We start from the raw sequence: 14,228 nt of genomic DNA on the forward strand, positions 1-14,228 counted from the left end.
GGTAGACACCCAATACAGGAGCATCCGATTTATGACGTCCAGCTCTGATCCCACACTAGCTATTACTCCTACAATGACTTTTCCAACAGAAATAGAATCCCAAAACCACGCCAAAGTCGCCATTGTCATGGGTTCTAAAAGTGACTGGGCAACCATGCAACATGCAGCCGATATCCTGACCGATCTCGCCATTCCTTTTCATGTTGAAATTGTTTCGGCACACCGAACGCCAGATAAACTTTTTCGTTTTGCAGAACAAGCGAAAGAAAACGGTTTTGATGTCATTATCGCGGGCGCAGGTGGGGCAGCACATCTACCAGGAATGTTGGCAGCCAAAACTTTAGTGCCTGTGTTTGGGGTTCCTGTACAAAGCGCTGCGCTTAGCGGTGTTGATAGCCTATATTCTATCGTCCAAATGCCAAAGGGCATTCCTGTTGGTACACTGGCTATCGGCAAGGCTGGAGCCGCAAATGCCGCATTACTGGCTGCGCAAGTGCTGGCGTTGCATGACAGTGCACTGTTTCAACGTTTATCAGATTGGCGTAGTGAGCAAACCCAGGCTGTTCTGGATAATCCAGATCCACGGGAGGATGCATGAAGCCCGTTTGTGTATTGGGAAATGGTCAGTTAGGCAGAATGCTGCGTCAAGCCGGTGAACCGTTGGGGATCGCTGTTTATCCTGTTGGGTTAGATGCAGAACCAGAGGCAGTGCCTTACCAAAGCAGTGTGATCACCGCAGAAATTGAACGTTGGCCCGAAACCGCATTAACTCGCGAACTGGCTCATCATCAGGCTTTTATCAATCGTGAGATTTTTCCACAACTGGCGGATCGTTTGCCACAAAAACAGCTCATGGATACGTTGGGTCTGGCAACCGCACCGTGGCAACTGCTTTCTTCTCCCGAACAATGGCCACAACTATTTGCAGAATTAGGCGATTTTATTATTGTCAAGCGACGGACTGGGGGCTATGACGGGCGTGGTCAGTGGCGTATCCGGCCAGGTGATGAAACAACGCTTCCACCTGAAATTTATGGTGAATGTATTGTAGAACAGGGTATTCCGTTTTCGGGAGAAGTCTCGCTGGTGGGAGCCCGTAATGCCAAAGGTGAATCAGTCTCCTATACTCTGACTCACAATTTGCATCAGGAAGGTATCTTACGTACCAGTGTTGCTTTACCTGATAATAGTGCCGATAAGCCATTTCAACAGCAAGCAGAGCAGATGCTATCCACCATCATGAATCACCTGAATTATGTTGGTGTTATGGCGATGGAGTGTTTTATTGTTGGTGATAAGTTGCTGATCAATGAACTGGCTCCACGGGTTCACAATAGCGGTCATTGGACGCAAAACGGCGCTTCTATCAGCCAGTTTGAACTTCACCTGCGGGCGATCTTGAATCTTCCTATGCCGCAACCAGAAATCTTTGCACCATCCGTCATGATCAATCTGATCGGCACAGAGGTGAATCCCGCATGGCTGAATTTGCCGCTGGTTCGTTTACACTGGTATGAAAAAGATGTTCGTCCTGCACGTAAGGTAGGTCATTTAAATGTTATCCATGCAGATAAAGGGATATTGGAAACAACGTTGCAAACATTAGCCTCGCTATTGCCAACAGAATATCAAAGTAGCCTTAAATGGGCACAAGATAAATTAAGTTAATCGGTTATTTTAGGAAGTGGTAACGATTAAAATAAACTACCACTTCCCATTCCGGTCAGCGATTATCGCATTCTTGATAGCGTTCGAGATAGTGTATCCACGATAGTTCTTGTCGTTTGATCTATTTCATAATTAAGGAAATCACCGACCTTAATCTTACTGAGATTGGTCATTCTTAATGTTTCCGGGATCAGGTTTAAAGTAATTGTCTTATTTTCTTCATCAATGCTATTGCAGATATTTTCCGGTTTTTTCAGTCACAAAATCCAATTCAATCCATCTCGATATCACCAGTTTTCACGTGGATGACACGAAGAACCAATAGACTCAATCACCTACCGTAGGTTCAGTATTTTTACCCTTTAAAGGAATTAATACCTTCGAATGTCAAGAACACCGGATGGTGGCAGGAATGCTCCTACCAAAATAATTTGCTGAAAATATTGGTGCAAGACTATGAGTCTTTTTATTCCTGAATCAGATACGGAATGTCATTTTAATTTCAATATAATAGTTTTATTTTTATATTAAATCACTTCATAATATATTGTTTATAATATGTTTCTAATAACGCTTTGCTTTAAATAAGAAATACACATAAAAAACAATAAATAAAAAATTATAAATTAAATAAAACATTATATTTATCCGATTAAAAAATCAAACTTAAATGCTTTACTTTCATTGATTCCTGCTATACTTAAAAATATCGGATATAAATATCCCTGCCGGCTTTCAAGTTGCATCGAAATGGGCTGCGATTTATTTTGAAATCCATAGGGTATATGGCCATTTTTAAACACTCAGCGTTTCCACCCATGTTATTAACATATTATTAATATGGAGAAAAATAAAATGAAATTAATTAAAAAACACACAGAATATAGTTTATATTTGATCATGATGTTTTTTACAAACAACGCTTTTTCTTCTGCATATTATAATATGCATTTCATAAACAATAGTAACACAGCCAAAGTCACTTTCAAACGTATAGCTCAAGGATGTATGTATAGTTCTGGGCCGTCTCCCATTAAATTAGAACCCCAAAAAGATATCTCCTTTGATGTAGAAGATAATAATAATATATTTAGTGGTTGCCATAATGAGACAAAATTTATTCATTGGTCTGTTGAATATTCTCAAGGTTATAATACAAACAACAGTTGCATTATAATGATGGACCATAATAATGATGATATAGATAGCGTCTGGAGAACCTATTTTTTAAAACAAAAATGCAACATCCCAATTAAATTGATTTGTGACGGCAGTGAACAGGCTTGCGAGCAAAATGGGCTAACCAGTCATCACAAACAACAGTTAACTGTGGAAATTAACTGAATAAAGAAATTATATACGCATTAAACTTCAAGATGCACATTGTTTCTCCCCGCGAAGCGGGGAGAAACAATGTGTTATGTTGTCTTATAATGAGCAACTTGAAGTTAGATTGGTATAAATAAAATTATGTTACTTAAAATCCTCCAATATATAAAAGAATATAATCAACGCATTTCAACCAGTTAGCCATAGAAGGTGTGTTGGAATGGATAGATGAAGCGTGGAGCCGCTCAGACGAAATTCTTCTATTATAACTATGGGAAGGAAAATAATCCGACACTCCACATCTCATTCATAAATGGATGAAAAATATCTTCAATTTGTTTTCGTTTTCCAGGGAAAATTTTTTTGACAAAATTACCCTGTTAAGAGGATGCTATTATCCATCGCCAAGTCATAAACGTGAAAGGAAAAATCACTTGCACTTTACCAACAATCTGAAAGGCCATGTAATTAAAATGGTTTTATCTCCTGCCTTATTGTTACTCATCACCAATTACGCTCAGGCAAGTGACTTCGTCAATTTTCAATCAATTGATACCAGCCTTTACTTCCAATTTGGGAATAAGGTTGCCCCTCAAAAAACCCTTTCCCCAATTGTGGAAGCGTTTGGTGATTACAAAATTGGCGATATGTATGTTTACAGTATTTGGCAAAATTCGCTACAACACGACTACCAAGGTGACAAAAGCACCTATTACTATAAGTTTGTACCAAGGCTCAGTGCCAGCAAAATCACAGGGTATGACCTCTCCTGTGGCCCATTAAAAGATGTCCTGTTTGCCCAATGGATAGCCAAAACCAAAAACGTAAGATACGACTATTTCCCTGGTATCAGCTTTGATTGGCAAATCAGCGGGTTCAGTTGGTTGCGCACTATCTTTTATTTTGAAAATAATGCTAAGGGAAGCTGGAACGATCAGCGTATTCATATTGATTACGGTATTCCTTTCAGGAATCGATTGGGCGATTTCCGCATTGTAGGCACTTTCGATTATACACTGGGATTAGGTGATAACCCTGAAATGATCGATTTCAAACCCGAATTGCATTATGACTTAGGCAAAAAATTAGGCTATCAAACCGGTCATCTGTGGACTGGGATTGTCGTGAATCCCGTCAAAAATAAGTACAAAATAAAAGATACGCCTGACTTTCGCACGAATCAATTTAGCTATGGTGTATTTATTCGATACAGCTTTTTCTAATAAACACATAAAATAGTGCCGCTTTTAATCGTTTATATCCTTGATGGAGTCACAATGTCCATTCAACACGACAAATTCGGGCGTACTTATCAGTGGTTTTTGCTGATACTTTTAGGCATGGTCTATTTTCTATCCACAGCAACAACCTTTACGTCATTGGGTGTTGTCCTGCCGAGTATGATTAATGAACTGGGCTGGAGTTGGACAAAAGCGGGGTTAGGGTTCACACTGCTCGGCCTGACTTGCGGGCTATCCAGTTTTCTGCCAACGATATTTATTCGTAAAATTGGCGTTCGTTTTACCCTGTTTACCGGCCTGCTGATTTTTCTGGCGGGTTTCTACAACCTTTATCACACATACGCTATTTCATCCTATTTTATCGGTACGGCTTTAATGGGTATCGGTTTTACTTTTCTGGCGACAGTGCCGGGCACTTATGTGATTTCACGGCTATATGAGAAACAATCCCTTGCGTTTGGTTTCTACTTCACAATCGGTGGGCTAGGTGGGGTAATTGGCCCGTGGATCTACTTTCTGGCAACTCGTATTTGGGGAACATGGCGAATGCATTGGATGATTTCCGCGATTATCCTCTCCATTTTCGTCATCCTGACGATTATTATTCTTCAGGAAGGTCAGCGGGAAATCGCCCACGCTAAAGCAGTAAACCAGAAACATAACAATCAGGATACGCCCAGCATTTATCGCACTAAACAACGCTGGACTGCACATCAAGCACTGCGGACATGGCAGTTCTATGTGATTGCTGCCACTTATACCGCATTTTTATGGTGTGGCATTACCGTCAACAGTTTTGCAGTTGCTCATATTATCGAAAATGGTTTTAGCGAAGCTATCGCCGCAGGATTACTGAGCACGATGGCTTTTATCAATGCCTTTTCCCGCTTAGCCGGTGGTGCTGTTGGAGAGTGGGTAGAACCGAAAAAGTTACTGATTATCAGCCTGTCTATTATTATATTTGGCTTGATTGCACTGAGTATCGCCTCGTCATGGCCATTCTTGATTGCCTTCACACTGTGTGTCGGGATGGGATATGGCATGACTTTCCTTGCATCCAGTGTATTGCTGGCTAACTATTTTGGCCGCAAGCCTTATCTGGAACTGTTTTCTATCATGAACCTGATATCCACCCTGGCTTGTCTGGCGCCTTTTTTCGCCGGTACCATCAAAGATTATTCAGGCAGTTTTACCTCTGCATTCCTGATTATTGCTATTCCCGTATTTGTTGTTCTTGTCGTAACATTAATGATGAAACCACCTGTTCATAAAATGAGAAAACACCCAATTTACTCAATAAGGTAAAAATGAACTGAAATAACGAAGAAACAAGGAAATAGCGATGTCAAAGAAAGAGTTCGGCGTATTTCTACCCATCGCCAAAGGTGGGTGGATCATATCCAAAAACACACCACTACTGGATGCGTCTTATAAACAGAACCGAGAGGCTGCTATTTTGGCCGACCAGATTGGCCTTGATTTCATTATGTCCATGGGAAAATGGCGCGGGTTTGGTGGTGAAACCGATCATTGGGGTTGCTCGCTTGAATCCGTCACCATGATGGCGGGTATTGCCGAAGTGACCCACCGCGCAAAATTAATCGCAACGGTTCATGCCGGACTGCATAATCCGGCAGTTACAGCCAAAATGATCGCCACGCTGGATCATATTAGTCAGGGGCGTGCGGGGCTGAATATTGTTTCCGGTTCATTCCGAGATGAATTTGAACAAATGGGTGCATGGGATGATAGTTTGAACCATGACCAGCGTTACGCCATGACTGAAGAGTGGACTCAGGTGATCAAACGACTTTGGCGTGAAAAACAAGTCAATCATGAAGGCACTTATTTTCATTTAAGACAGTGCGTTTCTGAACCCAAACCCCTTTCCCTTCCTTACCCTTATCTCGTTTGTGCCGGCCAATCCGAACAAGGACTGCGTTTCAGTGTACGTCACACCGATGTTTGTTTTATCGGCGGCAAGGATGAGACTGAAACGCGCAATATCAGTTTAACCGCAAAGCGTATCGCTGCTGAATACAACACAACCGCTAAGACATTCTGCATGTGTACCGTCATTTGTGCTGAAACAGATGCCTATGCTGAAACCCTCGCCCAGTTCTATCGCCAGGGCTTGGATGTGGAAGCGGTCAAAAATATGATGCATAGTTTTGGCGTCGATACGGATGGAAAATGCAATGCGAATGCGATGATAGAACGCTCCCAAAACGCCTTTATGACTCATACTGCCATCGGTACACCAGATACCTGCTACAAGCAAATAACAAATTTAATGCGTACTTGTGAGTTGGATGGCGTTATGTTGATTTTCCCCGATTACATAAAAGGATTAAAGATTTTTGGCGATCAGATCCTGCCCAAGTTAAGAGAAGAATTTGCCTGATAATATCTGCTCAAATGACCGCTGATATACACATTAAACTTCAAGTTGCAATTTACAACACGATATGAAACCTTGATGTCTCCCCCGCAAAGCGGGGAGACATCGCACGGATCTTGAAGTTAGATTGGTATAAACCTCGTTGGTTTAAGCGAGGTTTATCAAAGAGATGAAAATTATTCCGGCAAGCGCCGATATTGCCCTGGCCTCCGTAATAACCTGACACCCAACCAGCCACCACATAGTGAAAGCAGTAAGCTACTGATGATGGGAAGCAGAAACCACATCTGCCATTGTGGTTGCCACGGAAAATCAAAGACCTGAGTCTGTAACAACCACAGTGCAATTTCTGCACCCAATGCCGCGGCCAAACCAGCCATAAAACCAAGCAGGGCAAATTCACTCCACAATGTACGACGCAAAAGTTTTTTGCTTGCCCCTAATGTGCGATATACCACCAGTTCAAGTTGTCGCTGGCTCATTCCGACCTGAATTTGTGCCAATAACAGCAATCCGCCACAAATCATCACCAAAACGACCATCACTTCTAATGCCTTGCTAACTTGCTGCAAAATGTCTTGTGCTTGTTTGAGTATCGAACCAATATCCAACATGCTGATGGTTGGGAAATGGCGGTTAATTTCCGTTAGTAGCTTTCCATCACCTTCATAATGAAAGCTGGTTAACCACATTCTGGGCTGATTTTCCAACGTCTCTTTGGCGAAAATAAAAATGAAATTCGGATTTATGCTCTCCCAATCCACTTTGCGAATGCTGCTTACCGTAGTATGAAATGTTCGAGTATCTCCGGTGAATGTGAGCCTGTCTCCAAGACTGATTTTTAATTGCTCAGCGACGCTTTGTTCCATGGAAACTTCGTTCGGTTTTGGCGGCCATGTCCCCGCAATCAAGGTATTAAAAGGCGGCAGTTCCGCTTTCCATGTTAAGTTCAGTTCACGACGTACCGTAGAACTATTAGGGTGTTTTTCATTCGCCCATTCCAGCGCAGATTGTCCATTCACTTCCGTCAAACGTGCCAATACTACAGGGTAAAAATCGGTAGGCTCCACCTGGTATTTAGCCAATAAGTCATTAACCTGAGCAGTTTGTGGTTGGGTCATGTTAAGCAGGAAATAATTAGGGCTATCCGGCGGTAATTGCTGTTGCCATTGGTTCAATAAATCTCCCCTTGCCATAATCAGCAAGGCCAACAACATGAATGACAGGGAAAATGCCGCCAATTGGGTCATGGTCTGAAATGGCCGACACAGTAACCGATTGACTGCCAGACGCAGGCTTAACTGACGGAACGTCACACGGCGCAATAGCCATAATCCCCCCCATCCCAATAACGCGAGAAACAACGCGACAATCGGCACTCCCGCTAACAGCGACCATAACAATGGCTGAGTACCTGCCAGTAATACTAATCCTCCCGTTATGATGAATGCCACCGCAGGCAAATAATAACGCAAGGGCCAAATGGATGCTGTTACGTCACTTCTCAATACCCGTGAAGGCTGAGTAGCCATAAGTTGGCGATAAGGGCGAATCCCCACCAACACGGCAATACCAAACAGCGCAGCTACCGCCCATACCCACGGCCACATTCCCGCAGCCGGTAACATCTTAGGTAACATTCCTGCCAAAATCCGAATCAGTGCAGACTCAAAAACCAAACCTAGAATGGAGCCTACCACTATGGAGGCCAGTAATATCACTAGCCATTGCCCAATGATCCATTGACGCAACGCCCAACGCCCTGCCCCTAATGTCTTCAGAATGGCAATCAGGTTATGTCGGCTACGGCAATAATGCGCCATAGAAACCGCCATCGCCGCGACGGCAAGGAGTAATGTCAACAAAGCTGACAGCAGTAAAAATTGCTGGGCACGCTCAATAGATTGTGCCATGACACCATTATCCTGTTCCAAAGTCAGCCAGCGTTGATCGGCTTTTAGCTGTGGCTCCACGAATTGCTGGAATGATTGGATGGCGGCAGGAGAACCCGCAAACATATAACGGTAAGTCAAGCGGCTGCCGGGTTGAATCGCTCCGGTTGCCTGGGCATCATCAATATTGATTAAAATTCGGGGAGAAATCTGAAAAGGATTGAAACCGCTGTCAGGCTCTTGCAACAGTTCTCCACGGATCTTCAACGTGGTATCCCCCACGTCAATATTATCCCCAACCTTGACACCCAATAATGTCAACAATCGTGGTGCCACCAACACAGAACCTTTTTCCGGCTTTAACCCACGCGGATTGGTTTCCAGTTCGCCATACAGCGGATAACGCGCATCTGCCGCTTTCACCTGAGCCAGTTGCGGAATATCTCCTGCATATGTCATAGTCGAAAATGAGATCTGGCGACTTAATGTCAACCCCTGTTCTTGCGCCTTTTGCAACCAGGTTTCATCAACAGGATACGAAGCCCTTAAGACAAGATCACCCGCCAGAAAATCACGGCTTTGATAATGCACACTTTGATCAATGCGATCACTAATACGCCCTAATGCCAGTACACAGGCCACCGCTAAGGTCAGGGATAGCCAAACAATCAGGAGAGAAGGTGTACGCCATTCACGCCAAAACCAGCGCCAGATCATGCTTCCTCCCGCAATTTACCATCTACCAGACGTAAACGACGCTGGCAACGCGCCGCCAGTTGGTTATCGTGCGTGACTAAAATCAATGTGGTGGCGTAATCATGATTAAGGGAAAACAGCAAATCGGCGATGCGATCTCCTGTCTGGCGATCAAGGTTACCTGTTGGTTCATCAGCAAACAGAATTTTGGGACGGGTACAGAATGCCCGCGCCAAAGCCACCCGCTGTTGTTCTCCCCCCGAAAGCTGGGCTGGCATGTGTTTCAGGCGTTTTCCTAGCCCTAATAATTCAAGTAGTTCAATGGCTTGTTCACGGCTTTGGTTTTCCGATTCACCACGCAATAGTGCCGGAAGCTGGACATTCTCCAATGCATTCAATGTGGGGATCAACATAAACGACTGAAAAACAAAACCTACATTTTCTGCCCTTAACTGCGCACGCTGCTCTTCATTCATGCGACTGATATTTTGCCCCAGTAGATGAACTTCCCCTCCACTGCCATCATCTAATCCGGCAATAATGCCCAGAAGCGTTGATTTGCCTGATCCTGATTCACCAATTAATGCAATTGTCTGTGCTGGCTCGACAACCAACTCAATACCTTGCAATATATTGATTACCTGTTCCCCTTGACCGACATGTTTAGTGAGATGATGAACTTCAAGAATACTTTCTACAGCCATGTATTTTTCCTTTTATTGTTGGTGCTATGCAGTGCCAGAGCAGTGGCGGCAGATACCCTGCTTATATTAGGCGATAGCCTCAGTGCCGGATATCGTTTGCCAGTTGAGCAGTCATGGCCTGCACTGATGGCAAAACAGTGGCAACAAACTGGCAAAAAAACAGTCATTGTTAACGGCAGTATTAGTGGCAATACTGTAGCGCAAGGGCTTGAACGTTTGCCTGAGTTATTGAAACAGCACAATCCAAAATGGGTTTTGATCGAGCTTGGTGCTAATGATGGACTGCGTGGTTTTCCCATTCAAAACATAGAACAAGATTTGCAACAGGGCATCAATCTGATTAAACAAGCCGATGCGCAACCACTGTTAATGCAAATCCAAATTTCACCCAATTATGGAAAGCGATATACCGAATCCTTCGCCAAAATTTATCCTGTGCTTGCTAAACGTAACCAAATTCCTCTGCTGCCATTTTTCATGGAGCACGTTGCTATCAAACCAGAATGGATGCAAGATGACGGGTTGCACCCTAATCAAGCTGCACAACCCTTTATTGCTGATTGGATGTCCAACACCTTGTTGGCATATATCAACTCTCCTTAAGTAAAAAATATTTCTTAATAGTAAATCATTTATTTCCATAAATTGATGCAGATGGATAGGTAAAGTTATGCAAAAAGCCATTTTTATTACTGGGTGTTCTAGCGGGATCGGGTTAGTCGCGGCCAAAATCCTCCACCAACGTGGCTACCGTGTACTCGCAGCTTGCCGCAAACCCTCTGATTTGGCACATATGCGTGAGTTGGGGTTCGATCCCATCGAATTGGATTTAGATGATAAAGAAAGCGTAGAGCGCGCAGCCAGGAAAGTCATCGAATTAACCAACGGGCGTTTATTCGGACTATTCAATAATGGGGGGTTTGGTGTCTACGGCCCATTGGAAAGCATCTCCCGCGAACAGATGGAAAAACAGTTTTCCACCAATTTCTTTGGCACCCATCAACTGACGTGCCTGCTACTGCCAGCTATACGCGCTTATGGCGCAGGGCGGATTGTCCAAACCAGCTCTGTTATGGGATTGATCTCGACACCTGGCCGTGGGGCGTATGCTGCCAGTAAATATGCCCTTGAAGCCTGGTCGGATGCCTTACGTGGCGAACTGGCAAAAACAGATATTAAAGTTAGCCTGATAGAGCCTGGTCCAATCCATACCCGTTTTACGGAAAATGTTAATCAAACACAGCAGGATCATCCGGTTGAGAACCCAAGTCTTGCTCGTCGTTTCACGTTGATGCCTGAGGAGGTCGTTTCTAAACTCATTCATGCACTGGAAAGTCCCAACCCGAAATTACGCTATTCGGTTACGTTATTGACTCATGGAGTAAAAGTGATGCGCCGTCTACTCCCTGAGCGATGGCTTGATAGGATCTTGCGCTGGCAAAGTAAATAGACATTGAAAAACGGACAAACAAGTCTTATTTATTCATGTAATCACCTTACAACGACTCAGAGAAAAATCCCATGGAACCAACCGCGAATACAAGCAACAATACTGCCTCTATCATTCATATTGATGAATCGAATATTGCCCAGGTTGTGCAGCACTCTCTCACCCAACTTGTCGTATTCTACTTCTGGTCCCCACAGGACCTGCATTGTCATGAATTAGAAACCACGCTTGATAAAATAGCCCATGAGTACGCAGGACTCTTTACCCTGGCTAAAGTCAATTGTGACCAACTTTTTCATATCGCTGCACAATTTGGGGTGCGTAGCTTACCTACTGTACTGTTTGTAAAAGAAGCTCGCCCTGTTCAGGGTTTTGAGGGTATCCAGACAGATGAAGCCATCAAAAAACTTTTTGCCACTCTCCTGCCCCAAATGGAAAAATCGCCATTAGAGCAAATTAACGAGCTACTTGTAGAAGGTAAAAATCAGGAAGCATTGCCTTTACTAAAAGAAATCCATCAAGAAAATCCACAAGATACAGAGATTACCCTATTGCTGGCCCAAGTGAATCTTTCACTCAATCATCTTGAAGAGGCCCAAAAAATACTGGATACCGTTCCATTAGAAGCACAAGATGAACACTATAATGAATTACTTGAATACCTTAAGTCACAGCAAGAGGCGGCGGATTCACCGGAGATTCGACAACTACAACAAGCGTTGGCAACTCAACCAGAGAATGCAGAATTAGCCGTACAACTGGCTGCCAAATTACACGAAGTTGGCCGTAATGCAGAAGCCCTGGAATTGCTATTTAGTTTTCTAAAAAGGGATCTTTCCGCTGCCGAGGGTGCAGTGAAAAAGACGATGATGGATATTCTCTCTGCACTGGGTACTGGAGATGCTCTGGCATCTAAATACCGTCGTCATGTATACTCTTTACTCTATTAAGTAAAGAAAATTTATATATTCCATAATTAGCTAAGTAAGGGAATTGTTATGGATTTACTCTCTTTTGGTGCTGTACCGATTTTAATCGTTATTGCAATTGCTATCGTCTTTACCTGTGTCAAGACCGTTCCACAAGGCTATCAATGGACTGTTGAGCGCTTTGGACGTTACACCCGTACATTAACACCAGGCCTGCACATTATCATGCCATTTGTTGATCGTATCGGTCGTAAAATCAATATGATGGAACAGGTTTTGGATATTCCATCGCAGGAAGTTATTTCTCGCGATAATGCCAATGTCACCATTGATGCCGTCTGCTTCATCCAAGTTGTCGATCCCGTACGTGCTGCCTATGAAGTCAGCAATCTGGAACTGTCCATCATCAACCTGACCATGACCAACTTCCGTACCGTGCTGGGTTCAATGGAGCTGGATGAAATGCTGTCCCAACGCGATTCCATCAACAGCCGATTGCTGGCAATCGTCGATGAAGCGACTAACCCATGGGGCGTCAAGATCACCCGGATTGAGATCCGTGATGTGCGTCCACCAAAAGAGTTGATCTCCGCCATGAACGCCCAAATGAAAGCCGAACGAACCAAACGCGCAGATATTCTTGAAGCGGAAGGTATTCGTCAGGCCGCCATTTTGAAAGCGGAAGGGGAAAAACAGTCGCAAATTTTGAAAGCAGAAGGTGAGCGCCAGTCAGCCTTCCTTCAGGCTGAAGCCCGTGAACGTGCCGCCGAAGCAGAAGCGCGGGCAACCAAAATGGTTTCTGACGCTATTGCAAATGGTGATATGCAGGCAATTAACTACTTTGTTGCCCAAAAATATACCGATGCCCTCACCAATATCGGTGCCTCAAATAACAGCAAAGTGATTATGATGCCACTGGAAGCCAGCAATTTAATGGGAGCCATTGGTGGTATTGCTGAATTAATTTCCGAAAGCAAGAAAAGCAAGCAAGATAATAAATAGCCATACAGGGTAAATTGTTATGATTGAACAGATCGCCGCTCAGCCAGCCTGGTTCTGGCTCTGTTTTGGTGGCCTGCTTCTGATTGCAGAATTACTGGGAACGGGAGGATATCTGTTGTGGACAGGAACCGCAGCCATCGTTGTTGCCCTGCTCACATGGATTTTCCCTACTATGGGCTGGGAATTGCAAGGTACTCTGTTTGCTGTCTTAACCTTGCTTTCTGCTGTTGCATGGCGTAGCTGGCTACGCCATCGCCCACGTCAGACTAGTGATAAGGCGCTCAATCAGAAAAACCACCAGTTGATTGGAATGCGTACCCGTTTAATCACGGATACCGAAAACGGTTTTGGACGAGTCAAACTGGCCGATGGCAGTTGGCGCGTTCATTGTAACCAAGAGCTTCCAGCCAATACCGAAGTTGAGGTTATCGCCGTCGACGGGATCACATTAAAGGTGAAACCGGTTCTCCATCAACCATGATGCTTACAGCAGCCAGATAAATGCTCAATGATGGGACAATCAGCCCCATCATCTCCTGGGCATTCAGCCACCAATACCAGTAATTTTTCCTTTATCTTTTGCAATTCCAACATCGTTTTTTCTATTTCCGCCACTTTTTGCAGGGTTGCCATTTTTACATCAGCACTGTGACGGTGAGGATTGCGAAATAATCGCAGCAATTCGCGACACTCCTCCAACGTAAATCCGACTTCTTTTGCCTGACGCAAAAGCATCAGTTCATCAATATGCCTTTTTTGGTAATGACGATAGCCATTATCTCCCCGCCCTGGTGCGGTAATGAGATCTTTTTCTTCATAAAACCGAATCGCTTTGCTGGTTAAACCGGTCTTACGGGCAATTTCACTGATATTCATTATTTCCCCTTGACCTTCCCCTTGCAGGAAGGTTTAGCCT

The 14,228-nt window shown here is 44.0% G+C and carries 15 protein-coding genes; 11 read left to right on the forward strand and 4 right to left on the reverse strand.

Going from position 1 to position 14,228, the window contains the following annotated elements:
* The first annotated feature begins 73 nt into the window (after window positions 1-73).
* Window positions 74-598 (forward strand): 5-(carboxyamino)imidazole ribonucleotide mutase, encoded by a 525-nt coding sequence (gene purE, locus WDV75_RS03475; protein WP_223281696.1) that lies wholly within the window; start codon window positions 74-76, stop codon window positions 596-598.
* Window positions 595-1,668 (forward strand): 5-(carboxyamino)imidazole ribonucleotide synthase, encoded by a 1,074-nt coding sequence (purK, locus tag WDV75_RS03480; protein ID WP_273558776.1) that lies wholly within the window; start codon window positions 595-597, stop codon window positions 1,666-1,668. Before purE ends, purK begins: the two co-directional genes overlap by 4 nt.
* Window positions 1,669-1,730: 62 nt before the next feature.
* Here purK and WDV75_RS03485 read toward each other — a convergent pair whose 3' ends face one another.
* Window positions 1,731-1,841, reverse strand: coding sequence for a hypothetical protein (locus tag WDV75_RS03485; RefSeq protein WP_338860691.1), 111 nt, complete (start codon window positions 1,839-1,841; stop codon window positions 1,731-1,733).
* 682 nt (window positions 1,842-2,523) lie between these two features.
* Here WDV75_RS03485 and WDV75_RS03490 point away from each other — a divergent pair.
* From WDV75_RS03490 to WDV75_RS03505, 4 genes are all read left to right on the forward strand, one after another.
* Window positions 2,524-3,012: a hypothetical protein gene (locus WDV75_RS03490; protein WP_273558774.1), complete on the forward strand. Its 489-nt coding sequence runs from the start codon at window positions 2,524-2,526 to the stop codon at window positions 3,010-3,012.
* A gap of 419 nt (window positions 3,013-3,431) precedes the next feature.
* Window positions 3,432-4,220 (forward strand): outer membrane protein OmpK, encoded by a 789-nt coding sequence (locus tag WDV75_RS03495; RefSeq protein WP_273558772.1) that lies wholly within the window; start codon window positions 3,432-3,434, stop codon window positions 4,218-4,220.
* A 54-nt stretch (window positions 4,221-4,274) separates the two neighbouring features.
* Complete coding sequence (locus WDV75_RS03500; RefSeq protein WP_273558770.1) at window positions 4,275-5,543, forward strand: CynX/NimT family MFS transporter; 1,269 nt, start codon at window positions 4,275-4,277, stop codon at window positions 5,541-5,543.
* 37 nt (window positions 5,544-5,580) lie between these two features.
* Window positions 5,581-6,642, forward strand: coding sequence for an LLM class flavin-dependent oxidoreductase (locus tag WDV75_RS03505; protein ID WP_273558768.1), 1,062 nt, complete (start codon window positions 5,581-5,583; stop codon window positions 6,640-6,642).
* Window positions 6,643-6,815: 173 nt separating this feature from the next.
* Here WDV75_RS03505 and ybbP read toward each other — a convergent pair whose 3' ends face one another.
* The gene (ybbP, locus tag WDV75_RS03510) at window positions 6,816-9,248 is read right to left on the reverse strand and encodes a putative ABC transporter permease subunit YbbP (RefSeq protein WP_273558766.1); all 2,433 of its coding nucleotides are present in this window, start codon (window positions 9,246-9,248) and stop codon (window positions 6,816-6,818) included.
* Window positions 9,245-9,931 (reverse strand): putative ABC transporter ATP-binding protein YbbA, encoded by a 687-nt coding sequence (gene ybbA / locus WDV75_RS03515; RefSeq protein WP_189759625.1) that lies wholly within the window; start codon window positions 9,929-9,931, stop codon window positions 9,245-9,247. Before ybbA ends, ybbP begins: the two co-directional genes overlap by 4 nt.
* Between ybbA and tesA the strand changes: the two genes are divergently transcribed.
* The 5 genes from tesA (at window position 9,902) to WDV75_RS03540 (ending at window position 13,793) form a co-directional block, all read left to right on the forward strand.
* The gene (gene tesA, locus WDV75_RS03520; RefSeq protein WP_273558852.1) at window positions 9,902-10,534 is read left to right on the forward strand and encodes a multifunctional acyl-CoA thioesterase I/protease I/lysophospholipase L1; all 633 of its coding nucleotides are present in this window, start codon (window positions 9,902-9,904) and stop codon (window positions 10,532-10,534) included. The two genes, ybbA and tesA, sit on opposite strands and share 30 nt — an antisense overlap.
* A 67-nt stretch (window positions 10,535-10,601) precedes the next feature.
* Complete coding sequence (locus tag WDV75_RS03525) at window positions 10,602-11,381, forward strand: SDR family oxidoreductase (protein WP_189759626.1); 780 nt, start codon at window positions 10,602-10,604, stop codon at window positions 11,379-11,381.
* Between the two features lie 71 nt (window positions 11,382-11,452).
* Window positions 11,453-12,331 (forward strand): thioredoxin family protein, encoded by an 879-nt coding sequence (locus WDV75_RS03530; protein WP_273558763.1) that lies wholly within the window; start codon window positions 11,453-11,455, stop codon window positions 12,329-12,331.
* A 48-nt stretch (window positions 12,332-12,379) separates the two neighbouring features.
* On the forward strand, window positions 12,380-13,312 hold the full coding sequence (locus tag WDV75_RS03535) for an SPFH domain-containing protein (protein ID WP_189759628.1): 933 nt from the start codon (window positions 12,380-12,382) through the stop codon (window positions 13,310-13,312).
* 19 nt (window positions 13,313-13,331) lie between these two features.
* Complete coding sequence (locus WDV75_RS03540) at window positions 13,332-13,793, forward strand: NfeD family protein (protein ID WP_273558760.1); 462 nt, start codon at window positions 13,332-13,334, stop codon at window positions 13,791-13,793.
* Here the strand turns inward: WDV75_RS03540 and cueR are convergent.
* Window positions 13,784-14,188 (reverse strand): Cu(I)-responsive transcriptional regulator, encoded by a 405-nt coding sequence (gene cueR, locus WDV75_RS03545; RefSeq protein WP_273558758.1) that lies wholly within the window; start codon window positions 14,186-14,188, stop codon window positions 13,784-13,786. The two genes, WDV75_RS03540 and cueR, sit on opposite strands and share 10 nt — an antisense overlap.
* Window positions 14,189-14,228 lie beyond the last annotated feature (40 nt).

The organism is Xenorhabdus griffiniae, assembly GCF_037265215.1.
Lineage (GTDB): Bacteria > Pseudomonadota > Gammaproteobacteria > Enterobacterales > Enterobacteriaceae > Xenorhabdus > Xenorhabdus griffiniae.

What these genes read in the sequence shown, in the direction of transcription:
- tesA (WP_273558852.1), top strand. Translation starts at nt 9,902, where the DNA reads ATGAACTTCAAGAATACTTTCTACAGCCATGTATTTTTCCTTTTATTG.
- purK (WP_273558776.1), top strand. Translation starts at nt 595, where the DNA reads ATGAAGCCCGTTTGTGTATTGGGAAATGGTCAGTTAGGCAGAATGCTG.
- WDV75_RS03530 (WP_273558763.1), top strand. Translation starts at nt 11,453, where the DNA reads ATGGAACCAACCGCGAATACAAGCAACAATACTGCCTCTATCATTCAT.
- WDV75_RS03490 (WP_273558774.1), top strand. Translation starts at nt 2,524, where the DNA reads ATGAAATTAATTAAAAAACACACAGAATATAGTTTATATTTGATCATG.
- WDV75_RS03535 (WP_189759628.1), top strand. Translation starts at nt 12,380, where the DNA reads ATGGATTTACTCTCTTTTGGTGCTGTACCGATTTTAATCGTTATTGCA.
- ybbA (WP_189759625.1), bottom strand. Translation starts at nt 9,931, where the DNA reads ATGGCTGTAGAAAGTATTCTTGAAGTTCATCATCTCACTAAACATGTC.
- WDV75_RS03505 (WP_273558768.1), top strand. Translation starts at nt 5,581, where the DNA reads ATGTCAAAGAAAGAGTTCGGCGTATTTCTACCCATCGCCAAAGGTGGG.
- WDV75_RS03525 (WP_189759626.1), top strand. Translation starts at nt 10,602, where the DNA reads ATGCAAAAAGCCATTTTTATTACTGGGTGTTCTAGCGGGATCGGGTTA.
- ybbP (WP_273558766.1), bottom strand. Translation starts at nt 9,248, where the DNA reads ATGATCTGGCGCTGGTTTTGGCGTGAATGGCGTACACCTTCTCTCCTG.
- WDV75_RS03540 (WP_273558760.1), top strand. Translation starts at nt 13,332, where the DNA reads ATGATTGAACAGATCGCCGCTCAGCCAGCCTGGTTCTGGCTCTGTTTT.
- purE (WP_223281696.1), top strand. Translation starts at nt 74, where the DNA reads ATGACTTTTCCAACAGAAATAGAATCCCAAAACCACGCCAAAGTCGCC.
- cueR (WP_273558758.1), bottom strand. Translation starts at nt 14,188, where the DNA reads ATGAATATCAGTGAAATTGCCCGTAAGACCGGTTTAACCAGCAAAGCG.
- WDV75_RS03485 (WP_338860691.1), bottom strand. Translation starts at nt 1,841, where the DNA reads ATGACCAATCTCAGTAAGATTAAGGTCGGTGATTTCCTTAATTATGAA.
- WDV75_RS03500 (WP_273558770.1), top strand. Translation starts at nt 4,275, where the DNA reads ATGTCCATTCAACACGACAAATTCGGGCGTACTTATCAGTGGTTTTTG.